The 26,180-nt window shown below is 76.2% G+C and carries 24 protein-coding genes; 9 read left to right on the forward strand and 15 right to left on the reverse strand.

What is annotated here, in order from left to right; genetic code table 11:
- Window positions 1–52 precede the first annotated feature (52 nt).
- Window positions 53–442 (forward strand): hypothetical protein, encoded by a 390-nt coding sequence (locus OHA99_RS18020; protein ID WP_405696732.1) that lies wholly within the window; start codon window positions 53–55, stop codon window positions 440–442.
- Between the two features lie 126 nt (window positions 443–568).
- Here OHA99_RS18020 and OHA99_RS18025 read toward each other — a convergent pair whose 3' ends face one another.
- Genes OHA99_RS18025 through OHA99_RS18035 form a run of 3 tightly spaced genes read right to left on the reverse strand, consistent with a single transcriptional unit; the run spans window position 569 to window position 2,116 of the window.
- Entirely contained in the window at window positions 569–1,060 is a 492-nt protein-coding gene (locus tag OHA99_RS18025; RefSeq protein ID WP_153178812.1) for an RNA polymerase sigma factor, read from the reverse strand.
- A 40-nt stretch (window positions 1,061–1,100) separates the two neighbouring features.
- Window positions 1,101–1,727: a class F sortase gene (locus OHA99_RS18030; protein WP_153178813.1), complete on the reverse strand. Its 627-nt coding sequence runs from the start codon at window positions 1,725–1,727 to the stop codon at window positions 1,101–1,103.
- Entirely contained in the window at window positions 1,724–2,116 is a 393-nt protein-coding gene (locus OHA99_RS18035; RefSeq protein ID WP_153178814.1) for a Tat pathway signal sequence domain protein, read from the reverse strand. Before OHA99_RS18035 ends, OHA99_RS18030 begins: the two co-directional genes overlap by 4 nt.
- A gap of 245 nt (window positions 2,117–2,361) precedes the next feature.
- Between OHA99_RS18035 and OHA99_RS18040 the strand changes: the two genes are divergently transcribed.
- Window positions 2,362–3,366 carry an NAD(P)-dependent oxidoreductase gene (locus tag OHA99_RS18040; RefSeq protein WP_153178815.1) on the forward strand — a complete coding sequence of 335 codons (1,005 nt, stop codon included), beginning with the start codon at window positions 2,362–2,364 and terminating at the stop codon, window positions 3,364–3,366.
- Window positions 3,367–3,397: 31 nt separating this feature from the next.
- Here the strand turns inward: OHA99_RS18040 and OHA99_RS18045 are convergent, their stop codons facing one another.
- Window positions 3,398–4,510 (reverse strand): sensor histidine kinase KdpD, encoded by a 1,113-nt coding sequence (locus OHA99_RS18045; protein WP_153178816.1) that lies wholly within the window; start codon window positions 4,508–4,510, stop codon window positions 3,398–3,400.
- Window position 4,511: 1 nt separating this feature from the next.
- Window positions 4,512–5,246: a response regulator transcription factor gene (locus tag OHA99_RS18050; RefSeq protein WP_165685354.1), complete on the reverse strand. Its 735-nt coding sequence runs from the start codon at window positions 5,244–5,246 to the stop codon at window positions 4,512–4,514.
- A gap of 114 nt (window positions 5,247–5,360) precedes the next feature.
- Here OHA99_RS18050 and OHA99_RS18055 point away from each other — a divergent pair, with 114 nt between their 5' ends.
- Genes OHA99_RS18055 through OHA99_RS18065 form a run of 3 tightly spaced genes read left to right on the forward strand, consistent with a single transcriptional unit; the run spans window position 5,361 to window position 7,506 of the window.
- Entirely contained in the window at window positions 5,361–6,083 is a 723-nt protein-coding gene (locus tag OHA99_RS18055; protein WP_345962814.1) for a glycosyltransferase family 2 protein, read from the forward strand.
- Window positions 6,080–6,718 carry a DUF2064 domain-containing protein gene (locus OHA99_RS18060; RefSeq protein ID WP_405696737.1) on the forward strand — a complete coding sequence of 213 codons (639 nt, stop codon included), beginning with the start codon at window positions 6,080–6,082 and terminating at the stop codon, window positions 6,716–6,718. The genes OHA99_RS18055 and OHA99_RS18060 overlap by 4 nt, the downstream gene beginning before the upstream one ends.
- Window positions 6,715–7,506 carry a class I SAM-dependent methyltransferase gene (locus tag OHA99_RS18065; RefSeq protein WP_405696740.1) on the forward strand — a complete coding sequence of 264 codons (792 nt, stop codon included), beginning with the start codon at window positions 6,715–6,717 and terminating at the stop codon, window positions 7,504–7,506. Before OHA99_RS18060 ends, OHA99_RS18065 begins: the two co-directional genes overlap by 4 nt.
- A gap of 334 nt (window positions 7,507–7,840) precedes the next feature.
- On the opposite strand, the gene OHA99_RS18070 is transcribed toward OHA99_RS18065, so the two are convergent.
- A complete protein-coding gene (locus OHA99_RS18070) occupies window positions 7,841–9,106 on the reverse strand; it encodes a molybdopterin-dependent oxidoreductase (RefSeq protein ID WP_405696742.1) in 1,266 nt (421 codons plus the stop codon).
- Window positions 9,107–9,219: 113 nt separating this feature from the next.
- Here OHA99_RS18070 and OHA99_RS18075 point away from each other — a divergent pair, with 113 nt between their 5' ends.
- Window positions 9,220–10,626: a hypothetical protein gene (locus tag OHA99_RS18075; RefSeq protein WP_405696744.1), complete on the forward strand. Its 1,407-nt coding sequence runs from the start codon at window positions 9,220–9,222 to the stop codon at window positions 10,624–10,626.
- 29 nt (window positions 10,627–10,655) lie between these two features.
- On the opposite strand, the gene OHA99_RS18080 is transcribed toward OHA99_RS18075, so the two are convergent.
- On the reverse strand, window positions 10,656–11,903 hold the full coding sequence (locus OHA99_RS18080) for a sensor domain-containing protein (RefSeq protein WP_366472350.1): 1,248 nt from the start codon (window positions 11,901–11,903) through the stop codon (window positions 10,656–10,658).
- 207 nt (window positions 11,904–12,110) lie between these two features.
- Between OHA99_RS18080 and OHA99_RS18085 the strand changes: the two genes are divergently transcribed.
- From OHA99_RS18085 to OHA99_RS18095, 3 genes are read left to right on the forward strand one after another with little or no spacing between them, the layout of a single operon-like run.
- Window positions 12,111–12,404 carry a hypothetical protein gene (locus tag OHA99_RS18085; RefSeq protein ID WP_153178823.1) on the forward strand — a complete coding sequence of 98 codons (294 nt, stop codon included), beginning with the start codon at window positions 12,111–12,113 and terminating at the stop codon, window positions 12,402–12,404.
- The gene (locus OHA99_RS18090; protein ID WP_405696746.1) at window positions 12,401–13,159 is read left to right on the forward strand and encodes an ABC transporter ATP-binding protein; all 759 of its coding nucleotides are present in this window, start codon (window positions 12,401–12,403) and stop codon (window positions 13,157–13,159) included. Before OHA99_RS18085 ends, OHA99_RS18090 begins: the two co-directional genes overlap by 4 nt.
- 2 nt (window positions 13,160–13,161) lie before the next feature.
- Window positions 13,162–15,696 carry an FtsX-like permease family protein gene (locus OHA99_RS18095; protein ID WP_405696748.1) on the forward strand — a complete coding sequence of 845 codons (2,535 nt, stop codon included), beginning with the start codon at window positions 13,162–13,164 and terminating at the stop codon, window positions 15,694–15,696.
- A 63-nt stretch (window positions 15,697–15,759) separates the two neighbouring features.
- Here the strand turns inward: OHA99_RS18095 and OHA99_RS18100 are convergent, their stop codons facing one another.
- The 8 genes from OHA99_RS18100 to OHA99_RS18135 all read right to left on the reverse strand — a co-directional run bounded on the left by OHA99_RS18100 (window position 15,760) and on the right by OHA99_RS18135 (window position 26,071).
- The gene (locus OHA99_RS18100) at window positions 15,760–18,276 is read right to left on the reverse strand and encodes an FtsX-like permease family protein (protein WP_153178826.1); all 2,517 of its coding nucleotides are present in this window, start codon (window positions 18,274–18,276) and stop codon (window positions 15,760–15,762) included.
- Complete coding sequence (locus tag OHA99_RS18105) at window positions 18,273–19,133, reverse strand: ABC transporter ATP-binding protein (RefSeq protein WP_164383953.1); 861 nt, start codon at window positions 19,131–19,133, stop codon at window positions 18,273–18,275. The genes OHA99_RS18100 and OHA99_RS18105 overlap by 4 nt, the downstream gene beginning before the upstream one ends.
- 172 nt (window positions 19,134–19,305) lie before the next feature.
- Window positions 19,306–19,980 (reverse strand): response regulator transcription factor, encoded by a 675-nt coding sequence (locus OHA99_RS18110; protein ID WP_153178828.1) that lies wholly within the window; start codon window positions 19,978–19,980, stop codon window positions 19,306–19,308.
- A complete protein-coding gene (locus OHA99_RS18115; RefSeq protein ID WP_405696750.1) occupies window positions 19,977–21,275 on the reverse strand; it encodes a sensor histidine kinase in 1,299 nt (432 codons plus the stop codon). The genes OHA99_RS18110 and OHA99_RS18115 overlap by 4 nt, the downstream gene beginning before the upstream one ends.
- A 117-nt stretch (window positions 21,276–21,392) precedes the next feature.
- Window positions 21,393–22,850, reverse strand: a complete 1,458-nt coding sequence (locus OHA99_RS18120) for an MFS transporter (RefSeq protein ID WP_405696752.1) — start codon at window positions 22,848–22,850, stop codon at window positions 21,393–21,395.
- A gap of 90 nt (window positions 22,851–22,940) precedes the next feature.
- On the reverse strand, window positions 22,941–23,456 hold the full coding sequence (locus tag OHA99_RS18125) for a hypothetical protein (RefSeq protein ID WP_366472356.1): 516 nt from the start codon (window positions 23,454–23,456) through the stop codon (window positions 22,941–22,943).
- 213 nt (window positions 23,457–23,669) lie between these two features.
- Entirely contained in the window at window positions 23,670–24,695 is a 1,026-nt protein-coding gene (locus tag OHA99_RS18130) for a hemolysin family protein (protein WP_153178831.1), read from the reverse strand.
- On the reverse strand, window positions 24,692–26,071 hold the full coding sequence (locus tag OHA99_RS18135; RefSeq protein WP_153178832.1) for a hemolysin family protein: 1,380 nt from the start codon (window positions 26,069–26,071) through the stop codon (window positions 24,692–24,694). The genes OHA99_RS18130 and OHA99_RS18135 overlap by 4 nt, the downstream gene beginning before the upstream one ends.
- Window positions 26,072–26,180: the final 109 nt, after the last annotated feature.

Here is a 26,180-nt window from a genome sequence, read left to right on the forward strand (position 1 = left end):
GTCCGCCTCGGCGGCCGTGCCGTCCTGCTCCGCGGCGCCGGGGACCGAGGGCGTGGGCGCCACGGTGCCGGGCGCGCCCGACGGGGCCCGCCGGCCGGGCGGGTCGCTCGGCTCGACCGACGGCGCGGAGGCCGAGGGTACGGAGCCGGGCGGCGCGGAGGGCGACGGGGTGGCGGCGGTCGTCGGGGCCCCCTCGGTCGGCAGGGCGGGGTCCGGACCGGGCGAGCGGGTCGAGTCGCGGGGCGGGGCCGGGCTCGGTGAGGACTGCGGCGTGGGGCCGGCGGGGGCCGGGGCCAGCGGTGGCGCCGGGCTCGCGGGCGGTGCGGGGGCCGCCCAGTGCAGCGGCAGCGCGATCAGGGCCGCGGCGGCGGCGGTCGCGGCCGCCCCGGCGGCGGCCCGCAGCAGGCGCCGCCGGGAGGCCGCCCGCCGGGTCGCCTCGTAGCGGCCCGGGGGCGGGCCCAGGAACTCCGCGTCCGGACGCAGTACGACCAGCAGCGGATCGTCGTCCTCCCGCGCGAACCCCGGCGCGTCCCGGTCGTCCCGGTCGTCAGAGCCGTCCGGGCCCTCCTCAAGGCGTGTGGTCAAGGCTTCTCCTCAGGTGGACGCGGAGCAGTTCGCGGGCCGCGTGCAGGTCGGCCTTGACGGTCCCTTCCTTGCGTCCGGTCAGCGCGGACACCTCCCGGATCGGCATGTCGGCGTAGTAGTGCAGCAGGATCGGCACCCGCAGCCGCTCCGGCAGGGACTGTACGAGCAGCCGCACCGACGGGTCGGCCTGTTCCGGGTGCGGACGCACCGCGACCTCCGCGGTGACCCGGCGCACCGCCCGGCGCTCGCGCTCCAGTTTGCGCCAGTGGTCCCGGACCAGGTTGGCGGCGGTGACGTAGAGGAAACCGCGCGGCTCCTCCACGGACGTCCAGCGGGCCCAGAGCCGGGTGAACGCCTCCGAGGCGATCTCGTGGGCCGTCTCGTCGTCGTCGACGAGTCGGCGGCACCAGCCGGCGAGGCGCGGATACAGGGCGGCGAACAGCTCGGACGCCGCCCTGTCACGGGACCGTTTCAACGCTCTCCATGGTCGTGAGGGTATGCGGTGCGTACGGGCGCTACGCGCCCTTGGTGCCACTCAGTTCGGCGAAGACGATCACGTTGTCCCGGTACTCGTCGCCGTCGCGCGGGCCGCCGCAGGTGATGAGCCGCAACTCCGGTCCCGCCACGTCCCCGTAGACGTCGTCCGTGGGGAAGTCGGCCTTGGCCACCGTCCGTACGGCCGTGACCGCGAAGTCCGCCTCCGTGCCGTTCTCCAGCCGGGCCTCGATCCGGTCGCCGCGGTGCAGCCGCGCCAGGTGCCGGAAGACCCCGTCGCCGTACCGGCCCACCGTGACGTGGCCCAGGAGGACCGACGGACCCGCCTGGCCCGGCGTCGGCGAGTGCCGGTACCAGCCGGCGCGGTCGTCGTCCGTGACGGCCGGGACCTCCACCGTGCCGTCCGACGCCAGCCCCAGGTCCGTCACCGGGGTGTCGACCCCGATGGCGGGGATGCGCAGCCCCACCGGAACCGAACGCGCCAGGGGCCGCACCGACTTCGCCGGTGCGTGCGCGGGCGGCGCCGTTCTCGTCGCGGTCGCCGAGGGGGCGGGAGCGGCGTCGCCGTCCCCCTGGCCGCCGCCGCAGCCGGCGAGCAGCGCGGCCAGTGCGGCGGTGGCGAGCACGCGACCGGGGCGCGGGATCATGCGCCGGTCGCCGCCGCCCGTCGACGGCGTACGACGAGGAGGACCGCGCCGCCCGCGACGAGCACCCCGCCGGCGCCCGCGCCGACCAGCCCGGTGCCGTTCCCCGCCGGGTCCGCGGACTCCGCCACCCCGGTGTCGGCCGCGCCCTCGGGCACGACGGAGACCTGGCCGTCGCCGGTCGCGGGTGCCCGGGTGGGCTCCTCCGCCGGGACGCTGACGGACGGCACGGGGCTCGCCTCGGTCGCCTCGGTCGGTTCGGCGCCGGTGCTCGGGGCGCTCTCGGCGGGGGCGGAGGGGACCGGGGTGGGGTCGTCGGCGAACGCGGGCGCGGTGCCCGCCAGGAGGGCGGTGCAGGCCAGGGCCACGGCACTGAGGATGGTTCGGCGCATGGGGGGTCGCTCTCTCTCGTGGTCTGTGCGTCGGCGCACCGCGGGGGTGCGGGACGGATCGGACGGAGAGACGAGGCGGGGGCGGGGCGGGTTGTAAAGCGTTGGCAAAGGCGCGGCGGCGGCGGGGGCGGCGCCTCGGCTCGGGTCGCGGAGCACGCACGGGGTCGTCCCCCGGCTCTTACCGATCCGTGACGGGCCGGGCGGGGCGCCCGGTCCGGCGCCCCCGCGGGCCTAGCGTGGGGCGCATGCGCGTACTGGTCACCGGCAGCGCCGGTTTCATCGGCTCCCACGTGGTGGAGGCCCTGCGGGAGCACGGTCACGAGCCCGTCGGCTACGACGTCCGCGAGGACCCCGGCGCCGACGTGCGCGACCCGGCGGCGGTGGCCCGGGCGCTGGACGGCGTGGACGCCGTGTGCCACCAGGCGGCGATGGTCGGTCTCGGCAACGGCTTCGCCGACGCGGCGGAGTACGTCTCCCACAACGACCTCGGCACCGCCGTCCTGCTCGCCGCGGCGGCCGGTGCGGGCGTGCGGCGGCTGGTGCTCGCCGGGTCGATGGTCGTGTACGGGGAGGGCCGGTACGTCTGCGCCCGGCACGGCACGGTGCGGCCGGGACCGCGTGCCGTCGCCGACCTGGACGCGGGCCGGTTCGAACCCGCGTGCCCGCGGTGCGGCGCGGAGCTGTCACCGGGACTGGTCGGCGAGGACGCCCCGGCCGACCCGCGCAACGTGTACGCCACGACCAAGCTGGCCCAGGAGCACCTGGCCGCCGCCTGGGCCCGGACGACCGGCGCGACGGCGGTGTCGCTGCGCTACCACAACGTGTACGGCCCCCGGATGCCCCGCGACACCCCGTACGCCGGGGTCGCCTCCTTCTTCCGCTCCGCGCTGGCCCGCGGTGAGGCGCCGCGCGTCTTCGAGGACGGCCGCCAGCGCCGGGACTTCGTGCACGTGCGGGACGTGGCCGCCGCGAACGTCGCCGCGCTGGAGGCCGCCGGGCCGCCGGAGGGTGCCCTCAGCGCCTACAACACGGGCAGCGGTGAGCCGCACACGGTGGGCGGGATGGCCGTCGCCCTGGCCGCCGCCCACGGCGGACCCGAGCCCGTCGTCACCGGCGAGTACCGCCTCGGCGACGTCCGCCACATCACCGCCGACTCCGCCCGTCTGCGGACCGAACTGGGCTGGCGGCCACGGACGGGGTTCGCGGAGGGCATGCGGGAGTTCGCCCGGGCGGGCCTGCGGGGGGAGTGACCCGGCCCCGCCTCGTCCGTCCCGGCACCGGTCAGGCCTCCGCCAGGGGCAGAGTCACCTCGAAGCGGCAGCCGCCGGGGATGTTGCGGACCGTGGCGCGGCCCCGGTGGGCCTCGACGATGCCCCGGACGATGGCGAGGCCGAGACCCGCACCGGCCGGGGGCGTACGGGCGTGGGTGCCGCGCCAGCCGGTGTCGAAGACCCGGGGCAGGTCCTCCTCGGGGATGCCGCCGCAGCCGTCGGTCACGGAGAGCACCACGCCGTCGGCCGAGCGTTCGGCGGCGACCGCGACGGTGCCGTCGGCGGGGGTGCGGCGGATCGCGTTGACCAGCAGGTTGCCCAGGACCCGGCTCATCTCCCTGCCGTCCACCTCGACCGGCACGGCCGCCACCGCGTCCCCGACCAGCCGTACGCCCTGCTCGCGCGCCAGCGGGTCCGCGCCCGCGAGGGCGTCGCCCACCAGGTCGTACAGCGAGATGCGGGCCGGGGCGAGGGCGAGGGTGCCGGCGTGGATGCGGGAGAGTTCGAAGAGGTCGCCCACCATGTCGTTGAGGCGTTCCACCTCGGCGCGGATCTGCCGCAGGTAGCGGTCGGGGTCGGCGGCGACGCCGTCCTCCAGCGCCTCGGACATGGCGCGCAGACCGGCCAGCGGGGTACGCAGGTCGTGCGAGATCCAGGCGACCAGCTCGCGCCGGGAGGTCTCCAGGGCGCGCTCCCGCTCCCGGGACGCGGCGAGCCGGGCGCTGGTGGCCGCCAGTTCGCGGCTGAGCGCGTCCAGTTCGGCGGTCGCCGGGACGGCGGGGGCCGCGTAGCCGCCGTCGTCGCCGAACGACCGTGCCGCGACGGTCAGTTCGCGGCTGCGGGCGACGACCCAGCGGCCCAGCAGCAGCGCGGTGGCCAGGGAGACGACCGCCGCCATCGCCACGACGGTCGTGACGACGGACAGGTCGTGCGGGGACAGGAACATCGCCCACGCGACGGCCAGCGTGCCCGCGAGCATCGCGAGGACGGCGACCGCCGCCACCACGGCGAGGGACGCGGTCAGCGACCGCCGCCGGATCAGCCGCAGCACGGCCGCGCCCACCAGGCCGGTGGCGGCGGCGCCGGCGAAGGCGTACAGGGCGATGAGGAGGGTGGCGTGCACGTCAGTCCGCCTCCCTGCCGGTGGCGTCGAAGCGGTAGCCCACGCCCCACACCGTCCGGATCAGCCGGGGCCGGGCCGGATCGTCCTCGACCTTGCCGCGCAGCCGCCGGACGTGGACGGTCACCGTGGACAGGTCGCCGAAGTCCCAGCCCCACACCTCGCGCATCAGCTCCTCCCGGGAGAACGCCCGCCCCGGGTGCCGCAGGAAGAAGGCGAGGAGGTCGAACTCGCGCAACGTCAGGGCGAGTTCGGTGCCGTGCTTGGTGGCCCGGCGGGCGGCCGGGTCGACGGTGAGACCGGCCGCGGACGGCGGGCGCGGCGCCGGGGCGGGCCGGGTGCGGCGCAGCACGGACTCCACCCGCAGCACCAGCTCACGCGGGCTGAACGGCTTGGTCACGTAGTCGTCGGCGCCGACCTCCAGGCCGAGGATCCGGTCGTCCTCGTCGCCGCGGGCGGTCAGCATGACCACCGGCACGGGCCCCCGTTCGCGCAGCCGACGGCACACCTCGAGGCCGTCCATGCCGGGCAGCATGAGGTCGAGCACCACCAGGTCGGGACGGTGCGCGTCCGCCCGGGCGAGCGCGGCCGGACCGTCACCGGCCCGGTCGACGCGGTAACCGGCCCGGTCGAGGTATCCGGCCACGACCTCCGCGACGGTGGGGTCGTCGTCCACGACGAGGATCCGGGCGGGGGCGGCGGGGGGCTCGGCAGCGGGGTCGTAGGGCTGCTGGTGCATGGTCCCACCCTCGCACCGCGCCCTCGGCGGCGTCCCTCCCCGGCCGGTCCGGGCCCGGGACGTCCGTGTTTCGTAAGGAGTGAAAGCCCGATTCGTCCGGTTCCGGTTCGTAGGGTGAGGGCCGTGACCACCTCGCCCCCTCCGGACGTCGACGTCGTACTCCCCTGCCTGAACGAGGCCGGGGCCCTCCCCTGGGTCCTGGCCCGCGTCCCGGCCGGCTGGCGTGCGCTCGTCGTCGACAACGGCTCCACCGACGGCTCGGCGGACCTCGCCCGTTCCCTCGGCGCCACGGTCGTGACCGAGCCGCGCCGCGGTTTCGGCGCCGCCTGCCACGCCGGACTGACCGCCGCCACCGCCGACGTCGTCTGCTTCTGCGACTGCGACGCCTCCCTCGACCCGTCCCTGCTCACGCCGTTCGTGGACGAAGTCCGCGCCGGCACCTCCGACCTGGTGCTCGGCCGCCGGCGACCGCAGGCCGGGGGCGCGTGGCCGGTGCACGCCCGCGCGGGCAACCTGGCCCTCGCCCGGATGCTGCGCCGCCGCACCGGGCTGCGCCTGCACGACCTGGGCCCGCTGCGCGCCGCCCGCCGCGAGGGGCTGCTCGCCCTCGGGCTCACCGACCGGCGCAGCGGCTACCCGCTCCAGATGGTGGTGCGGGCCGCCGACGCGGGCTGGCGGGTCGCCGAGCACGACGTCCCGTACCTGCCCCGTACCGGCGCCTCGAAGGTGACGGGAACCTGGCGCGGCACCTGGCACGCGGTGCGGGACATGCGCCGCGTCCTGGCCGAGGCGCCCGCCGTCCGCGCGGGGCACGGCGAGGGGAGCGGCGTCCGGTGACCGCCACGACCACCCTCCTCGTCATCGCCAAGGAGCCGTGTCCGGGCCGGGTCAAGACCCGGCTCACCCCGCCCTTCACCCCCGTGGAGGCCGCCGCGCTGGCCGAGGCGGCCCTCGCCGACACCCTGGCGGCCGTGGCCGCGACGCCCGCGCGGCGCCGGGTCCTGGTGCTCGACGGCGCCCCCGGCCCGTGGCTGCCGCCCGGCTTCGACGTCGTCCCGCAGTGCGCGGGCGGCCTCGACGAGCGGCTCGCGGACGCGTTCGCCGGGTGCGCGGGCCCGGCCCTGCTGATCGGCATGGACACTCCGCAGGTGACGCCGGACCTGCTCGACGTGGACTTCCGCGACTGCGACGCGTACGTCGGCCCGGCCGAGGACGGCGGCTTCTGGGCCCTGGGCCTGGCCCGGCCCGAACCCGCCCTCCTGCGGGGCGTGCCCATGTCGACGCCGGTGACGGGGGCCGTGCAGCGCGAGCGGCTTCTGGCGGCGGGGCTGCGGGTACGGGACCTGCCCGCCCTGCGCGACGTCGACACCGCCGCCGACGCCCGCGCCGTGGCCGCCCTGGCCCCGGACGGCCGGTTCGCCGCCCGGCTGGCGGCCCGCGCACCGGCCGCGGACCGGCGGGCGAGCCGGTGAAGGAGGCCGCGCACCTCGCCCCCGGCCGGCCGGCCCCCACCGCCGCCCCGGCCTGGGAGGGCTCCGACCCCTACGCCGCCGCCCTGCGCTCGGGGCACGGGCCGCTGTTCCTGCGCCGCACCGACGGATGGCTCCTGCCGCTGGACGTGGAGCGCTGGTGCGCACGGGCCGACACGGTCGACCTGGAGGTGCTCGACCGGTGCGAGGGCGCCGTGCTCGACGTGGGCTGCGGGCCGGGACGGCTGGTCGCGGAACTCGCCTCCCGGGGCCGGACCGTCCTCGGCATCGACGTCAGCGAGGCCGCCGTGACGCGCACCGTACGGCTCGGCGGCCAGTCCCTGCGGCGCTCCGTGTTCGAGCCGCTGCCCGGCGAGGGACGCTGGGACACCGTCCTCCTCATGGACGGCAACGTCGGCATCGGCGGCGACCCGCACGCCCTGCTCACCCGCGTCGCCGCCCTGCTCTCACCCGGCGGCCTGCTGATCGCCGAGACGGCCCCGGTCGAGGTCGACGAACGCGCCCACGTGCAGGTCGTCGACGCCACCGACGGCCACGCGGCCGGCGGTTCCTTCCCCTGGGCGCGGATCGGCACCCGTGCCCTGCTGCGCCGCGCGGGCGCCGCCGGCTGGCACGGCGCCGGTCAGTGGACGTCGGGGGAGCGCCGCTTCGTCGCGCTGCGCAGCAGCCGCAGCGCCAGCAGCAGCGCCGAGCCGCCGAACAGCACCGCCGTGGTCAGCAGCCAGCGGGCGAGGAAGCCGTCCGCCGACAGCCCGGTGACCCCCGCGTAACCGGCGTCCACCCGCCCGCCGATCAGCGGGAACCACACCAGCAGGAGCAGCCCGGAGAAGGCCGCCGGGACACGGAGGTACGGCACCCACTCGCGGTGGCGCGCCGCCCCGAGCCCGCGCACGAGGGCCCGGTCGGCCGTCGCGTACAGCGGCAGCAGCACCAGGTCGTGCAGCAGCGCCGACCCCACGAACCACAGCGCCACACCGAGCCGGTCGCCGGCGAGCAGCCGCACCCCGGCGTACCCCGCCAGGGCGAAGGAGCAGCCGAGCAGCAGGATGTGGAACGGGCTGCCGATCACCCGTCGCGGCAACGACCGCCGATGGCCCACGCGCTTCATCCCAGGTCTCCGAACGTCATCCGGGCCACCCACTTGGTGTTCAGCACGCCGGGCGCGGCCGGCACGATGATCCGCGCCGGGTAGCCGTGGTCGGCGCTCAGCGCCTCGCCGTTGACGTACAGGGCGAGCAGGGAGCGCGGGTCGGCCACCTGGTTGGAGCGCAGGGCCCCGCTCCGGAAGGCGCCGCGCCGCTGGAGGGACTCGACGAACACGTCCGGCGGGTCGTCCTCGTGGCCCACCCGGGCGGCGAGGTCCCGCAGCCGCACGCCGCGCCACCACTGGTCGGACGTCGACCAGCCCTCGACGCAGGCGATGGGCAGGGCCACGCTGTGCTGCTCCATGGCGAGCAGTTCGGCCCGGCCGAGCCGGACGGTCCCCGAGCGCCCCGTGACGACGAGCCGCCAGGTGTCGTCCCGGGTCTCGGCCGGGTCGATGCCCACGTGGGCGGCGGTCTTGTTGATCTGGAACCCGTTCGGACCGCTGCCCGGCTCGGGTCCGCCGTGCGGGGAGAGCACGGCGGTGGCCCGCAGCGGCCCGTCGAAGCTGCGCCCCGCGTTCGTGGCGAACATCAGGAGTGAGCCGCCCCCGACGAACCACAGCGCCCCGCGCCGCGAGACGGTGGGCGCGGCCGGGCGCGGGGAGACCAGGTCGTCGCGCTCCTCACGCATCGCCCGGAGGTTGCGCAGCTCACGCATCGCCCGGAGGTTGCGCAGCGCGATCGGCGTCTTCAGCGCGGCGTGCGCGGCGAACGCGGCGAAGAAGACCCACGCGCCGTAGAAGTGCAGCGGGTAGAAGGAGCCGGGGAACAGGTAGTCGAGCTGGATGTTGAGCACCCCGGTGACGAACTCGAACAGCGCGCCCCCGACCAGCAGCAGCAGCGAGATCCGCTCCAGCGCGTGGGCGACCGAGCGGGCCGGCGGCAGCGTGAACAGCCTCGGCACCACCGACCAGAGCTTGGCCAGCAGCACCGGGATCAGCACCAGCCCGAGGGTGACGTGGACGCCCTGCGTGAGGCGGTACAGCCAGGGCGGGTCGGTGGGCCACGCGAAGAGGTAGAAGCCGAGGACCCCCTTGTCCGGGGTCTTGTCGTTGACCGGCGCCAGATCCGGGTTGTAGGCGGCGTAGGAGAGCAGCCCGGTCACGAACAGCACGGTGATGCCGACGAGCAGGACGAGGCCGAGCACCGACGTGAACCAGGGTCCGCGCAGCGGGCTGCGCCAGAAGCCCGGGGAGGAGGGAAGCCGTGGGGCGAGGTCGCGCATGTCCCGACCGTAGGCCGGGACACACCCTCCGGACGGTCCGCGACCCATGACGAAACGCTGACGTCCGCCGTGCGCACCGCCCGCCGCGTGATCTCCCGTCCTACGGTGCCGGGGTGACCGACACCCACCCGCGCCCCGTCCCCCGCGACCTGTACGCCGTAGTGCCCGCCGTGCTGCTCGTGACGGCCGCCGTCCTGGTCGGCCGGTACGTGTACACCTACGACGATCTGATCGTCGGCTGGCCGCCCCTGCTGGGCCGCTGGGACCCGCACCTGGGCCCCGGCACCCCGGCCGCCGTCGTGGTCGCGGCGGCGGTCGCGGCGTACGGCCCCTCCGTCGCCGCCCGGCTGCCGTGGCGGGCGCTGCTCCCCGCGGTGTGGGGCGCGACGCTGGCCTGGACCTGGTCGCTGGCCCTGGTCGACGGCTGGCGGCGGGGCGTCGCGGGCCGGCTCACCACGCATCAGGAGTACCTCTCGGTCGTCGACCGCTGGCAGGACGTCCCCGCGACGCTGCGCGGCTTCACCGGGCACATCCTGCTCCACTCCCCCGACAACTGGCCCGCGCACGTCGCCGGTCACCCCCCGGCGTCCACCCTCACCTACGTGCTGCTCGACCGGATCGGGCTCGGCGGCGGGGGCTGGGCCGGGGCGTGGACCATCACGGTGGGCGCGAGCGCCGGGGTCGCCGTGCTGGTGACGGTGCGGGTGCTGACCGGCGAGCGGCTCGCCCGGCGGGCGGCGCCCTTCCTGGTCCTCGCCCCGGCCGCGGTGTGGATGGGCGTGTCCGCCGACGGCTACTTCGCGGCGGTCGCCGCGTGGGCGCTGGCGCTGCTGGCCCTCGCGGTCACCGGGCGCTCGCTGTGGTGGGCGGCGGGCTCGGGCCTGCTGTTCGGGCTGACCTGCTACCTCTCGTACGGTCTGACGCTGTTCGCGGTGCCCGCGGCGGCGGTGCTGCTGCTCGGCCGGCGCGGGGTGCGGGCGCGGCCGGTGCTGTTCGTGCCGCTGCTGCTGGGGGCGGCGGTGGTGCCGGCGGCCTTCACGGCGATGGGCTTCGACTGGTGGGAGGCGTACCGCCTGCTGGTCACGCGGTACTACGAGGGCGCGGCCGGTGTCCGCCCCTACGGCTACTGGGTGTGGGCCAACCTCGCCTGCACGGTGCTCATCACGGGCCTGGCGACGGTGGCGGGGCTGCGGCGTACCGGGGGCGTGCTGCTCCGGCGGCGCGCGGGCGGCGGGCGGGCCGGGAGCGCGGGGACACCGGACGTGCGGGCCGAGGACTCGCGGGCGGCGGAGGTGCGGGCGGCGGAGGTCCGGCTGGCGTTCCTCGTGGCCGCCGGGCTGCTCGCCCTGCTGGTCGCCGACCTGTCCGGGATGAGCAAGGCGGAGACGGAACGCATCTGGCTGCCCTTCGCGCTGTGGCTCCTGCCTGCCTGCGCGTTCCTCACCCGTCCGCGCGGCTGGCTGACCGCACAGGCGCTTCTGGCGCTCCTCCTCAACCACCTGCTGGCGACGGGCTGGTGAGCGCACGGACGGTGTGAACGGCCCGCAGGTCAGCCCCCGCAGGGCAGGTCCACCTCCAGGACGGTCGGGCCGCCGGGCGGGCTGGCCAGGCGGAGGGTGCCGTCCAGGGCCGCCACGCGGCGGCGGATGCCGTTCAGGCCGGAGCCGCCGTCCTCGTCGGCGCCGCCCCTGCCGTCGTCCTCGACCAGCAGGCGCAGCCGGCCGCCCCGGGCCCGGACCGTGACCGAGGCCCGTGCGGCGCCGCTGTGCCGGGCGATGTTGGTGAGCGCCTCGGCGACCACGAAGTACGCCGTCGCCTCGACGGAGGCCGCGCACCGCTCCGGCACGTCCGTCTCGACCGCGCACGGCACCCCGCAGTCCGCCGCGAGGCCCGACAGCGCGCCCGCGAGGCCGCGGTCGGCCAGCACCGGCGGCAGGATCCCCCGCGCCACCGCACGCAGCTCCGCCAGCGCCTGCTCCGCCGCCGACTGGGCCCGCTCCAGCAGCTCGTCCGCACCGGCCGGGTCCCGCCCCGCCATCCGCCGCGCGGCGCCCAGCAGCACGGTGACCGACACGAGCCGGTTCTGGGCGCCGTCGTGCAGGGAGCGTTCGATACGGCGCAGCTCGGTCGCGTGCGCGTCCAGTGCCGCGGCCCGGGTCGCGGTCAGTTCCGCCACCCGCAGCGACAGGTCGGTGTCCGGGCCCGCCGCGAGCAGCCGCCTCGCCGGGGCGGCCTGGAGCCGCGCCATGCCCGGGCCCAGGCCGAGGAGGATCGCGGTCCAGCCCACGCCCAGCAGCACCGCCGCGAGCGCGTCCGGCCAGGTGTGCGCGGTGCCGATGCCGACGGACGTGGTCGTCGTCTCGGGCACGAGCCACCACCACAGCGGGAAACTGGTGTCCCGGACGGCGCAGAGCGGCAGCAGCGCCCCGAGCAGGCCCAGCAGGAAGCCCAGGGTGCTGTGCCGCACCAGCCAGCCCAGCTCCCGCCGGGTGGTGGGGTCGGCCAGGGCGGCCCGGAGCCGGTCGGGCGGCGGGTCGGGCGGCACGATGTCGATGCCCCGGCGGGCGAGGCGTTCGCGTTCCCGGCGGGCCAGCGCGTGCAGGGAACGCAGTACGGGCGGCGCGAGCAGCAGCCCCACGCCGGCCGGCGCGGTCACGGCGGCCACGGCGGACAGCAGCAGCACGCCGAGGCCCAGGACGGCCGTACCGAGCCCGCCGACGAGCTGCCCCGTCGCCGCCCCGGCCGCGCGCAGGGTCCGTACGGCGGTCTCCCGCACGGACGTGACCGGCACCGTCATCCGCCTGCCTCCCTCCGCGCCCGTACGCCCGGCCCGGGCGGGCTCGGCGTGCCCGACCCTATGCCGCCGGACGGGCCGGCGACGGGTGCGGAGCCGGAGAGTACAGCCTGCTGTACCCCGGACCGGGCGGCCCACGGGATCGGCCGCGGGGGGCCTCGCTCCATAGCGTCGGAGACGACCGAGAGCGACGCGACGGAGGCCGCAGCCATGACGCACCAGGACCACCGGTACCACCAGGACCAGCAGGACGGCCGGGACCGCCGGGATCCCTACCGGCTGGGCCCGCCGCAGGCCGGTTCCGCCCCCGGCGGCGGTCCGGACGCCGTCCCCCGCGGGGACGTCCTGCGGATGCTGCTGTGGACCGTCGTCGTGCTCAGCGCGGCCGCCAACATGGTCCTCTCCTTCACCGGTGCCGCCGTCGCGCTCCACCTGGCCAGCGGTGTGGTCACCGTGCTCGCCGTCGGTGCCCTCGTCGTGCGCGCCCTGCGGGGGCGGCGATGAGCACCGCGGCCTTCCCCCCGGCCGTCACCGCGCGCCGGGCGCCCGCCATCGCGCTGGACCGCGTCGCCAAGACCTACCCGGGAGGTGTCCGCGCCCTCGACGACGTGTCGCTGACCGTCGAGCACGGCACGTTCCTCGCGATGATGGGACCCTCGGGCTCCGGCAAGAGCACCCTGATGCACTGCGCGGCCGGGCTGGACTCCCCCACGGCGGGCAGTATCCGCATCGACGGGCACGAGATCTCCGGCCTGAACGAGACCCGCCGCACCGAACTGCGCCGCGAACGCGTCGGGTTCGTGTTCCAGGCGTACAACCTGATCCCCTCGCTCAGCGTCGAGGACAACATCACGCTGCCGCTGCGCCTGGCCGGCCGGCGTCCGGACCGGGACTGGCTGCGCACGCTGACCGAGCGGGTGGGGCTGGCCGACCGGCTGGCCCACCGCCCGGCCGAACTCTCCGGCGGCCAGCAGCAACGGGCCGCCGTCGTACGGGCGCTGGCGGCGAAGCCCGCCGTCGTCTTCGCGGACGAGCCGACCGGCGCACTGGACCTGCGCAGCGCCCACCAGGTGCTCGACCTGCTGCGCGCGCTCGTCGACGACCTCGGTCAGACGGTGGTCATGGTCACCCACGACCCGGCCGCCGCGGCCCGCGCCCACCGCGTGCTGGTGATGGCCGACGGCCGGGTGGTCGAGGCCCTGGAACGGCCGTCGGCCCCGCAACTGGCCGACCGTCTCGTGACGTTGGGGGAGCGCTAGACATGCTGCACCTGGCCCTGCGCATGGCTGCGCACCGGATCACCGCGCTGATCGCCGTGGCGTGCGCGGTCCTGGGCGGCGCGGCCCTGATCACCGCCACCGGCGTGCTCGCCGAGTCCGGGCTGCGTTCGCAGCTGCCGCCCGGACGGCTAGGCGGTGCGGACGTCGTGGTCGCCGCCGACCAGGAGTTCCGCCCGAGCGGGGACCTGCCCCTCGCGCTGCCCGAGCGGGCGACGGTCCCGGCCCGGCTCGTCGACCGGCTGGCCGCCCTGCCCGGCGTCACCGCCGCCGTCGGCGACATCGGCTTCCCGGCCGCACTGGCCGACGCCCGCGGCGGGATCACGCCGGTCGCGGAGGACCCGAGGACGGCGGGGCACGGCTGGTCCTCGACGGCGCTCCTGGCGGACCCGCGGGTGGAGGGCCGGGCGCCGTCCGGCGCCCACGAGATCGCCGTGGACGCAGGTACGGGTCTGGCGGTCGGCCAGCGGGTGGAGGTGGTGGCCAACGGGCGCGCCCCGGCGGCCTACCGGGTCTCCGCGCTGGTGCACGCCCCCGGCGCGGGCGTCTACTTCGCCGACGGGACGGCCGCCGGGCTGGCCGCACGGGACGCGGGCAGCGGGGGCCCGCGTGCCGGGACGGTGGACCTGATCGGGCTGCGGGCCGACGACGGTGCCGGGGAGCGGGTCGCCGCCGCCGTGCGGGACGCGGTGGCGGGCACGGGGCTCGAGGTGAGCACCGGCGCGGACCGGGGCGCGGCGGTGTCACCCGGCGTGGGGTCGGCGCGCTCGCTGCTGATCCTGCTCGCCGGTTCACTGGGCGGAATCGTGCTGCTGATCACCGGGTTCGTCGTCGCGGGCGCGCTGGGCGTGACGATCGCCGGACAGCGCCGCGACCTGGCGCTGATGCGGGCCGTCGGCGCGACGCCGAAGCAGATCCGCCGCCTGGCCGCCGCGCAGTCGACGGTCGTCGCGGCCCTCGCCCTGGTCCCGGGTATCGCGGCCGGCTACCTGCTCGCGGGCAGCTTCCGGGAGCTGCTGACCGACCGGGACGTGCTCCCCTCCGAACTGCCCCTGACCGTCAGCCCCTTGCCCGCGCTCGCCACGCTGCTCCTGATGGTGGCGGCCGTACGGCTCTCCGCCCGGTGCGCGGCCTGGCGCACCTCGCGGATGCCGGCCACCGAGGCGGTCGCCGAGTCGCGCAGCGAGCCGCGCACCCCGTCGCGGGGGCGGACCCTGGCCGGGCTGCTGCTGATCCTCGGGGCAGCCGCGCTGTCGGTGGTGCCGCTGCTGTCCCGGACGGTCCTCGGGGCGTCGGTCACCTCCATGGCGGGCATCCTCGCCGCGATCGGCCTGGCGCTGGCCGGCCCGGCGCTGGTCAGGAGCGCGGGCGAGGCCGCCGTACGGCGACTGCGCCCCGGGGTCGCCGCGCCGACGTGGCTGGCGCTGTCCAACGTACGGGCCTACGCCCTGCGCCTGTCGGGGGTGGTCAGCCCGCTGGCCATGGGCGTCGTCTTCGTCCTGACCTACACCCTCACCCAGACCACGGTGCTGGCCGCCACCTCCGACGACACCCGCACCGGCACGCTCGCCCAGTACGAGCTGACCGCCCCGGCGCTGGGCGGGCTGCCCGACGGCACCCTGGCCGCCGTACGGGACGTGCCCGGCGTACGGGCCGCGGCGCCGGCCGGGACGACCACGGTGGTGTGGGAGTACGACGAGCTGGGCGAACCCACGGCCGAGTCGGCCCCGGCGATGATCCTGGCGCCGGACGCCCGGGGCGTCGTGGACCTCGGTGTGACGGACGGCGGCCTGGACCGGCTGACCGGGGCGACGGTCGCCGTGAGCGGTGAGGCCGCCCGCGCGCGCGACGCCGGGCTGGGCAAGCGGGTGCGCCTGGTGCTCGGCGACGGGGCACGCGTCGAGGCCCGGGTCGTCGCCGTCTACGACCGGGGGCTCGGCTTCGGCCCGGTCGTCCTCTCCCACGACCTGGCCGCCGGGCACACCACGACCGGCCTCGACCAACGGGTCCTGGTCCGCACCGACGGCACGCAGGAGGCGGGGCGGGAGCTCGCCGCGCTGGCCGCCGGCCGTCCCGGCCTCGCCCTCGCGAGCACCGCCCCGGACACCACCGGCGCGGACACGCCGCCCGAGGTGTGGATCAACCTGGCGCTGGTCGTGGTGCTCCTCGGCTACCTGCTGCTGAGCATCGCCAACAAGCTGGTCGCCGCCACCGCCCAGCGCCGCACCGAGATCGCCGCGCTGCGCCTGGTCGGTACGACGCCGCGGCAGATCCGCATGATGATGCGCCGCGAGGCCGCCGTCGTCGCCGCCTCGGCCCTGGTCTGCGGGCTCCTGCTGTCCGCCGTGCCGCTGGCCCTGCTCGGCCAGGGCTTCCTCGGCCACCCGTGGCCGGCGGGCCCCGCCTGGCTCCTCCCGGCGGTGGCGGCGACGGTGGTGCTGACGTCGTACCTCACGACCGAACTCCCCACCCGCCACGCCCTGCGCACCCCTCCGGCGGAGGGCCTGCGCACGGGCTGACCCGGCCCCGGCCCGGCCCGGCCCGGCTCACGGCACCTGGCGCCGGGCCGGGCCGACGGGGTCTCACGCCCCCCGGTCGCGCAGTGCCGTACGGGCCGGGAGGGTCGCGGCGGCGAGGGCGAGGGCCGCCGCCGTCGCGGCGAAGGCGGCGTACAGCAGCGGGGGCACGTGCGGGAACTCGCCGGTCAGGCCGCGCATCATCGGGGTCAGCGTGATCATGGCGATGGCGGTGCCCAGGGCCACGCCCGCCGCCGACACCAGCAGGCTCTCCCAGCCCAGCATGCGCAGCACCTGGCGCCGCGTGGAGCCCACCAGGCGGAGCGTGTGCAGTTCGCGGCGGCGGTCCAGGACCGTCATCACCAGGGTGTTGACCGCGGCGACGGCGGCGAAGCCGCCCAGGACGGCGGCCATCATGTAGTTGGCCCAGGCGCCGAACTCGCGGTCCACGTTCTGCGCGAGGGCGTAGCCGGAGGCGTCGGTGACCTCGCCGAACGGGGCGAGCGGCCCGGCGTCACCGCCGCTGACCAGCAGCGTGTCGGCGAAGGCGGAGGTGACGTGCCCGTCCAGGGAGGCGCGGTCCATCGTCACCGCCGGCAGGCCGATGCCACGGCCGTAGACGGCGACGACCTCCGGTGCGGCCTTCGTGCCGTCGGGGAGGTACAGCGACAGCCTGTCGCCGAGGCCGGTGTCCGTGGCGGTGGCGAGGGTCCGGTCGATGGCGATACGGCCCGGTCCCACCCGGTCCAGGCCGCCCTCGCGCACGTCCAGGTCCTGCACCTTCGCGAGCTGCGCCCCGGAACCCGAGAGGCCCTGGGTCGCCGTCCCCTGCAACGACGTCTCGCCGCCGCCCCGGACGGGCACCAGCACCTGCGTGTCCAGCAGGCTCACGGCCGCGTCGACGCCGGGCACGCGGGCCGCCCGGTCGGCGGCGTCGGCGGGCAGGCCCGCCGGGTTCGTGACGACGTGGTCCGCCGTGATGCCGTCGCGGAGCTGCTCCGAGGCGACGTGGCTCTCGCTGGTGTGCATGAAGACGAGCGTCGAGGCGAAGGCCATGGCCAGCACGATCGGGGTGATCGCGGAGGCCAGCCGGCGGGCGTTGGTACGGGAGTTGGCGGCGGCCAGCGACGCGGAGGCACCGCCGCCGCGCAGCAGCAGGCCGAAGAGGGCCGCGCACGCCCTGGCCAGGAGCGGGCCGAGCAGGGCGACGGCCAGCATGAAGAGCATGACCACGCCGAGGGAGGCGTTGGCCGCGTCGGAACCGGCGGCGGAGGCCGCCACCCCGGCCAGCACCGAGCCGCCGCCCACCGCGGCGACACCCAGGACGGTACGGACGACACCCGGCCGCAGCCGCTCCACCGAGGCCTCGGCGAGCGCCTGGCCCGGCTTGATCCTCGCGGGCCTGCGCCCGGCCGCCCATCCGGCACCCAGCGCCGTGAGCAGCCCGACACCGACGGCGGCCAGCAGCGGGAACCCCGAGACGTGCAGGTCGACCGCCTCGGGAACCGCCCCGCGGTCCTGCATCTGCCCGAACCACCAGTGCGCGAGCCCGATGCCCGGCAGGCAGCCGAGCAGCCCGGCGAGCGGGGCGACCAGGAGCGCCTCGGCGGCGACCGCCCGCCGGATCTGCCGGGGGGTGGCACCGACGGCGCGCAGCAGCGCGAACTCGCGGGTGCGCTGGCCGACGGAGAGGGCGACCGTGCCGGCCGCGGTGAAGACCGCGACCAGCGTGGCGATGCCGCCGAAGGAGCCGCCGACCGCGAAGAGCGTCTCCTTGGCGTACGCCAGCCCGTGGTCCTCGACCTCGCCGCGGCCGTCCCCGGTGAGCGTCTGCGCGCCGGAGCCGGTGAGGGCCTTCCCGACGGCGGCGGCGAGGGCGTCCGTGCCGACCCCGTCCTTCGCCATGACGGCGATGGCGTCGGCCTTGCCGGGGTGCCCGGCCAGCACGGACGCCTCGGCGTCGGCGAACCAGGCCGTGGCCGCGCCGCCGGCCCCTTCCCTCGCGAGGTCACCGGCACCGGCCTCGGCCAGACCGGACACCCGGAATGCGGCGCGGCCGTCGGCCGTCTCCAGCACGACGGTGTCACCCACGCCCGCCTCGGCGGTACGGGCCGCGTCCGCGCCGAGCACGACCTCACCCGCGCGCGGTGCGGTCCCCCGGGTCAGTTCGGTGCCGGTGAAGGCGTGCGAGCCCCAGCCGTGACCGGTGAGCGCGCCCGACGGGGCGCCGCCGCCGCGCACCGGGAAGGTGAAGTCCGGTACGGCCGTGGCCGCGCCCGGCACCTGGGCGGCCTTCGCCGCGAGCCCCGTGTCCACGCGGGCGGTGTCGGGCAGCGGGTACGCGGTCTCCTCGGGGCCGTCGACGGTGTCGGCGACGACGCGCGCGGACTGGTCGGCCGCCGCGACGACCGGCGCGTTCGCGTACCGCTCGGCCGGCACCGAGGCGCGGATGCTCGTCTCCAGGAGCACACCGCAGGCCGCGACGACCAGCGCCGACATCATCAGCGCGACGAACGTGCCCACGAACGAGGCGGGCTTGAAACGCACGGCCGCGCGGGCGAGACCGTTGGGCTTGAGGCTCATGCCGCCACCCCCGCCCCGGCACCGGCGCCCGCCCCGGCCATCGCCCGGGCCCGGCCGGTGAGCGCGGTCATCCGCGCCGCGATCCGCTCCGCCGAGCCCCGCTCCAGGTGGTCGGCGAAGGCGCCGTCTGCGAGGAACAGCACGCGGTCGGCCCAGGCGGCGGCGGCCGGGTCGTGGGTGACCATGACGACGGTGGCGCCGAGGGTGTCCACGGCGTGCCGGAGCAGCCCGAGGACCTCGGCGGCGGTGCCGGTGTCGAGGGCGCCGGTGGGCTCGTCGGCGAAGATCACGTCGGGGGCGGTGACCAGGGCCCGGGCGACGGCCACCCGCTGCTGCTGCCCGCCGGACAGCTCGCCGGGCCGGCGCCGCGCCTTGTCGGCGAGCCCGACCTGCGCGAGCACCGTCGCCGCCCGGCCCCGGTCCTGGCGCTGCCCGGCCAGGCGCATGGGCAGCAGGACGTTCTGCTCCACGGTCAGCGAGGGCAGCAGGTTGAACGCCTGGAAGACGAAGCCGAGGCGGCTGCGGCGCAGCTCGGTGAGCTCGTTCTCGCTCATGCCGGTGATCTCCGTACCGCCGAGCCGCACCGATCCCGCCGACGGCCGGTCGAGCCCGGCGGCGCACTGGAGGAAGGTGGACTTGCCCGACCCGGACGGTCCCATGACCGCGGTGAAGGTGCCGCGCGGGAGGGCGAGGTCGATGCCCGCGAGGGCGTGCACGGCGCCCGCGCCGCGGCCGTACTGCCGTCGCACCCCGCGCAGTTCGACGGCGAGCCCGGGCGTGGCGGCCGGAACCTCGGGGCGGTGGTCCGCCCCGGCCCGGTCGTCCGCCTGCCCGCGCTTGCCCTTGCGTAGCCTCATGGTGCCGTCTCCCTCGTCCGTGCGTTCGTGCGTGTCGGTGACGAGGTGAAGAGTGCGGGGGCGGCCGGTCGCCGGGCGTCATACCCGGGAGCCAAAGTCGGAGTGATACCCCGGTAGGGGGGCCAGGCCGGGTAGGGCCGGTGATGGGCGTGGAGGTGGTGGCCGGGCCGGGCTACTCCCCCGGGGCCACGAGCCCCGACTCGTACGCGAAGACCACCGCCTGGGCGCGGTCGCGCAGGTCGAGCTTGGTGAGGACGCGGCTGACGTGGGTCTTGACCGTCTGCTCGGCCAGCACCAGGGTCCGGGCGATCTCCGTGTTCGACCGGCCGCGGGCGACCAGGGTGAGGACCTCGGTCTCGCGCTCCGTCAGCCCCTTGAGCCGCAGGGCGGGCTTGCCCCGCGCCACGGGCCGCTGCTTGGCGAAGTCCGCGATGAGGCGGCGCGTCACGGACGGGGCGAGCAGCGCGTCGCCCGAGGCCACGACCCGTACGGCGGCGATGAGGTCGGCGGGCGGCGCGTCCTTCAGCAGGAAGCCGCTCGCGCCCGCGCGCAGCGCCTCGTAGACGTAGTCGTCGACGTCGAACGTGGTGAGCATCAGCACCCGCGGCCGGTGAGTCACCCCCGGCGGCGGCGAGAGCACCCGGCGCGCGGCCTCCAGCCCGTCCATCTCGGGCATCCGCACGTCCATGAGGACGACGTCCGGATGCGTACGCCGGCTCAGCTCGACGCCCTGCGCGCCGTCGGGGGCCTCGCCCACCACGTCGATGTCGCTCTGGGCGGCCAGCAGTGCGGCGAAACCGGCCCGCACCATGGCCTGGTCGTCGACGATGATGACGCGCGTCGTCACGTGAGGTCCCTTTCCGTCAGGGGAAGTTGGGCGGCGACGCGGAAGCCGCCGTCCGGCAGCGACCCCACGTCGAGGGTGCCGCCGACGAGCCGTACCCGCTCGCGCATGCCGACCAGGCCGTGCCCGGTGCCGCCCACTTCGAGCGGCCCGGCGGGCGGCTCGGGCGGCGGCTCGTTGACGACGAGGACGGTGAGCCGGGCCCCGCCCCCGTCGTCCCCGCCGCCCCCGTCGTCCCCGCCGCCCCCGTCGTCCCCGCCGTCCGCGGGGCCCGACACCGACAGCGACACCTGCGTCCGGGCCCCCGGCGCGTGCCGTACGACGTTCGCGAGGGCCTCCTGGACGATCCGGTACGCCGAGAGCCCCACCGCCTCGGGCACCTCCACGCCGCCGGAGGTGTCGCAGGGGGTGAAGTCCACCGGCGCGCCCGTCCTCGCCGTCGCCTCCGCCAGCTGCCCGATCTGCGCGAGGCCCGGCTGGGGCACGAGTTCGCCGTGCGCCTCCTCGTTGCGCAGCACTCCGAGGAGGCGTCGCATCTCGCCGAGCGACTCCCGCGCGGTCGCCGCGATGGACGTGAACTCCTGCCGCACGTCCGGCGGCAGCGCCGCGAGCCGGTACTCGGCGGTGTCCGCCTGCACCGTGATGACGGACATGTGGTGCGCCACCACGTCGTGCAGCTCGCGCGCGATGCGGGCGCGTTCCTCCAGCAGCGTCCGCCGGCCCCGCTCGGCCTCGCTGATCGTCTCCTGCTCGACCAGCCTGCGCTGCACCTCGTACCGCTCGCGCAGCACACCGCCCAGCAGGAGCGCGACGCCCCCGAGGATGGTGAGCAGCAGGCCCTTGGCGCCGGCGCCGTGGGACGGGGCGAACTCCAGGCCGACGTTGGCCGCCGCCGTCACCAGCCACACCAGCACCAGGGTCCGGCGCCGCTCGCGCAGGCCGAGGGCGAGGCAGAGGCCGACGTACCCGACGAGCTCCATCGGCGGGAACGGCCACAGGAGCCGCTCCTCGAAGTCGACGGTGAGCAGGGCCAGCGCCCCGGCCACGTCCGCGGCGAAGACCACGTACCAGGCGTGCAGCGGCCGTACGACGGCGAGCAGCAGCGGGGCGGCCTGGGCGACGGCCAGGCCGCTCGCGAGGCCGCCGTTCAGCCCGTAGTCGGCGGTGAGGACCACGATGGTCGTGGGCAGCAGCGCGACACACAGCACGAACGCCACGGCCCACGGCAGCATCCGCACCCACCGCCGCGAAGCCCCCGCGAGCAGCGCGCGCGGGCGCTCCTCCTCCACTGAGGTCATGACCACCAGCCTAGGTGTCCGGCACAGCCGCGCCGTCCCCCTGGAGAGCCAAGCCGGAGTGATACCCCGGTAGGGGGTGGCCCCTTCGGGGGCAGGAGGGAGCCGGGGCTGCCGGGGCTACCGCGCCCGTGGCGGCAGACACCGGATCAGCAGACCGGTGACCACCGCGAGGACCATCAGGAACCACGAGCAGCCGATCAGCGCGTCCGTGAAGTCGGTGACGGACACGGATGCCGCGGCGTCCTGCGGGTCGGTGCCGAGCAGGGCGACGAAGAGCGTGCCGAAGACGGCCACGCCCAGGGAGATGGCCGCCTGGTTGACGGTGAGCAGCACGGCGGAGCCCGCGCCGGCCTCCTCGGCGGGAACGGTGGCGAGGATGCTGCCGACCAGGGGAGCCGCCACGAGCCCTCCGCCCGCGCCGGCGAGCAGCAGCGCCGGGGCCATGGCGAGGGCCGCGAGCGGCGCGGTCGGCACGGGGCCCGGCAGCAGGGTGACGATGAGGACGAGATAGCCGGCCGCCATGACCGCGGCGCCCGCGACCAGGACGTTCCTGCCGTACCGGGCGACCAGCCTCCGGCCCGCCATGGAGGCGGCGGCGAACCCGACGCCGAGCGGCAGGAAGGCCGTTCCCGAACCGAGCGGAGACAGGTGCATGCCGTCCTGGAAGACGTAGGCGAGCAGCAGGAACAGCCCGTAGTTGCCGCTGTAGAAGGCGACGACGACGGCCAGGCCCAGCCCGAACCCGCGCTCGCGCGCGAGGGCGGGCCGCACGAGCGGCGCACCGCCGGACCGGGCGCACCGCTGCTCCACCCGCCACAGCGCGGCCAGCGCCAGCACCGAGCCGGCGAACGACGGCCAGATCCACGGGGGCCAGCCGCCCGCACCACCCCGGACGAGCGGGTAGATGAGCAGCGTCATGGCGATCGCCGTCAGCAGCAGCCCGGCGAGGTCGGGGCGGTGGCGCGGTCCCGGCCGTGAGGGCGGCAGGAGGACGGCGGCGCACGCCGCGGCGGCCAGGCCGACCGGCACGTTGACCAGGAAGACGGAGCGCCAGCCCAGTCCGAGGACGTCGAGGTCGATCAGCAGCCCGCCCAGAAGCTGCCCGGCGATCGCTCCCAGCCCCAGCGTCGCGCCGTACCGCGCCAGGGCGCGGGGGCGTTCCTCCGGCGGGAAGACGGTCTCGATCAGCGCCAGCACCTGCGGGAGCATCAGGGCCGCGGCCAGCCCCTGCCCGATGCGCAGGACGATGAGCACGTCGACGCCGGGCGCCGCCGCACACGCCGTCGACATCACCGCGAACGCCAGCAGCCCGGCCACGAAAACCCGCTTGTGTCCGTACGCGCCGCCCAGCCTCCCACCCGTGGTCAGGCCGACGGCGTAGGCCAGCACGTAACCGCTGATCACGAGCTGGATGTCGGAGAACCCCGCCCGCAGATCGCGCTGGATGGAGGGGGCCGCCACATTGACGATCAGTACGTCGAGGATCCCCATGAACGTGGCGGCGAGCAGCACGGCCAGTGCACCCCGCCGCGGCAGGTGCCCGGTACCACCGGTGCCGCTCTCCGCTCCCGTCACAGCACCGACCCCTATCACCCCCCGCGACGACGAACGGGCGTCAGGCGGGCGCGGCGGCCGGTAAATCCGCCGGAGGGCGGCGGTAATCGCTCAGACGGACGCCGCCGCCGTCCACTCCCGCAGCAGCGCCAGCCGCTGCTCCTTGGCGGGGGCGACGTCCTCGGGCTCCTCCCGGCGCCAGCCGACCAGTTCGCCGACGGTGGTGGTGCCGTCGGCGAGGCGAGCGAGGAGGGTGCGGGAGAGCCCGTACTCGTCCGGGGTGTGAATGCCCCCGGTGACGGCGGCCAGGGCGCTCGCCTCGACCGTGCCGTCCCCCTCCGTCTCCACGCACACCGTGAACAGCGGCGGTTGTTCGCCGTCCCCCGTGAACAGCACGACGACCGAGTCGAACGCCATGGACGCCAGCCGCCGCCCGGCCGACCGCACGGCCACGTCCCGCACGCCCAGCCCCCGCACCTCGTCCCACTCCCAGGACCGGCCGCCCTGCTCACCCCCCAGGATCTCCACCCCGCCCTCGGTCAGCCGCACACCGGGCGCCGTACCGGCGGGCTTCGCGCCCACGTACACACAGCCCTCGGTGATCCAGAACAGGCCGACCATGGCCATGGACGTCTCCCCCCGACGGTGCGGATGCGCTGTCGCGTCGCTGTGTTGCCGTTGTCGTGGGTGGAGACGAACGCGCTCCCGCCGAGGTTCCCAATCAGACCCGCCGGTCAGTGACGTAGCAGTCCCTCCACTCGACTCCCATCGGGGCCAAGCGCCAAGGCGCCCGGAAGGGAACGGAGCGCGGCCGACCGGGGGGCGGTCGGCCGCGTCGCGTTACGGGGCCACCGGGGTCGTCGGGCCGACCAGTTCCGTCAGGACGTCCTCCATCGTCACGAAGCCCAGGACCGCGCCCGTCTCGCCGGTGACCGCGGCGAGGTGGCTGTCCTCGGTGCGCAGGGCGGTGAGGGTGTCGTCCAGGGGGGTGTCGATGCGGACGCGGGTGACGCGGTGCAGGGCCGTGCGCGGGAAGGGGCTCTCGCGGTCGGTCAGGCCCAGGGTGTCCTTGATGTGCAGGTAGCCGAGGACGGTGCCGCCGGGGCCGGTGACCGGGAAGCGGGAGTAGCCCGCGTCGGCGGCCATGCGTTCCAGCTCGGCCGGGGTGACCGTGTGCGGGACGGTGCGCATCTTCTGGGCCGGGACCAGGATCTCGCCGACCGGGCGGGTGCCCAGTTCCAGCGCGTCGCGCAGGCGCTCGCCGTCGGCCGGGGTGAGCAGTCCGGCCTCGCTGGCGTCGACCACCATGCGGGCCAGCTGGTCGTCGGTGAAGACGGCCTCGACCTCGTCCTTGGGCTCCACCCGCAGCAGCTTGAGGAGCGTGTTGGCGAAGGCGTTGATGCCGAACACGACCGGCTTCAGGGCGCGGGTGAGCGCGACCAGCGGCGGGCCGAGGACCAGCGCGGTGGTCGCCGGGGCGGCCAGCGCGATGTTCTTCGGGATCATCTCGCCGATCAGCATGTGCAGGTACGTCGCCAGGGCCAGGGCGATGGCGAAGGCGACCGGGTGGACCAGCGCGTGCGGCATGTGGACCGCCTCGAACACCGGCTCCATCAGGTGCGCGATGGCCGGCTCCGCGACCGCGCCGAGCACCAGGGAGGAGACGGTGATGCCGAGCTGGGCCGTGGCCATCATCTGGGAGATGTGCCGCAGGCCCCACAGGGTCATCCGGGCGCGCTTGTCGCCCGTCTTGGCGCGGGGCTCGATCTGGCTGCGGCGCACCGAGATCATGGCGAACTCGGCGCCCACGAAGAACGCGTTGGTCAGCAGCGTCAGCGCGCCGATGAGGAGCTGTACGACGGTCATCGGGCCGGCTCCCGCTCGTCCTGCGCCGCCCGGTCGCCGGCCGGCTGCTGCTCGTACGCCGACCGGGCGTCGTCCGGCACGGGTGCCGTGACGCGGAGGCGGTCGGCGCGGTGGTGGTCGACGTCGAGGACGTCGATGCGCCAGCCGTCGAGGGCGACCACGTCGCCCTTGGCGGGGATGCGCGTCAGGTGGGTGGCGACCAGTCCTGCCAGGGTCTCGTACGGGCCCTCCGGCGCGGTCAGGCCGATGCGCTCCAGGTGGTCCAGGCGCAGCGAGCCGTCGGCCTCCCAGGCCGCGCGGCCGTCCGCGTCGGCGGGGGCGGGCAGCAGGTCCGGTATCTCGACCGGGTCGTGCTCGTCGCGCACCTCGCCGACGACCTCCTCGACGATGTCCTCGACCGTCGCCACGCCCGCCGTACCGCCGTACTCGTCGATGACGACGGCCATGGTGCGGGAGGCGCGCATGCGCTCCAGGAGGCGGTCGGCGGGCAGGCTGTCCGGCACCAGGAGCGGCGCGGTGGCCAGCTCGGTGACGGGGGTGGTCCGGCGCTTCTCCGGCTCCAGGGCCAGCACGTCGCGGATGTGGACCGTGCCGACGACCTCGTCCAGGCTGTCCCGGTAGACCGGGAAGCGGGACAGGCCGGTGGCGTGCGAGAGGTTCGCGGCGTCGGTGGCGGTGGCGTGGGCCTCCAGGGCCTTGACGTCCACGCGCGGAGTCATGACGTTCTCCGCGGTCAGCTCGCTCAGGTGCAGGGTGCGCACGAACAGCTCGGCCGAGTCCGCCTCCAGGGCGCCCTCCGCGGCCGAGTGCTGGGCGAGCGCGACCAGCTCCTCGGCGCTGCGGGCGGACGCCAGCTCCTCGGCCGGTTCCAGGCCGAAGCGGCGCACGAAACGGTTCGCCGTGTTGTTCAGGTGCCGGATGAAGGGGCCGAAGGCGGTGGTGAAGCCGCGCTGCGGACCCGCGACGACCTTGGCGACGGCCAGCGGGCGGGAGATCGCCCAGTTCTTGGGGACCAGCTCGCCGACGACCATCAGGACGACGGTGGAGACGACCACGCCGAGCAGGGTCGCGACCGTCGAGGCGGCGCCGCCCAGGCCGATCGCCGTCAGCGGGCCGCGCAGCAGCACGGCGATCGACGGCTCGGCGAGCATGCCGATGACCAGTGAGGTCACGGTGATGCCGAGCTGGGCGCCGGACAGCTGGAGGGTCAGGGAGCGAACGGCCTTCAGGGCGCCGTCGGCGCCGCGCTCACCGGACTCGGCGGCCCGCTCCAGGTCACCGCGCTCGACGGTGGTGAGGGAGAACTCGGCCGCGACGAAGACCGCGCAGGCGAGGGTGAGCAGGAGGGCCAGCAGGAGCAGCAGGACCTCGGTCACCGTGCCACCCCGCTTCCCTCACGCACGTACGGGGGAACTGGCGGGCCGGCCGTGGCACGGCCGGTACTAGGGGGCTCCATTACGGAACGGGACTCCTTAACGGGGTCGA

The organism is Streptomyces coelicoflavus (genome assembly GCF_045041415.1).
GTDB lineage: Bacteria > Actinomycetota > Actinomycetes > Streptomycetales > Streptomycetaceae > Streptomyces > Streptomyces coelicoflavus.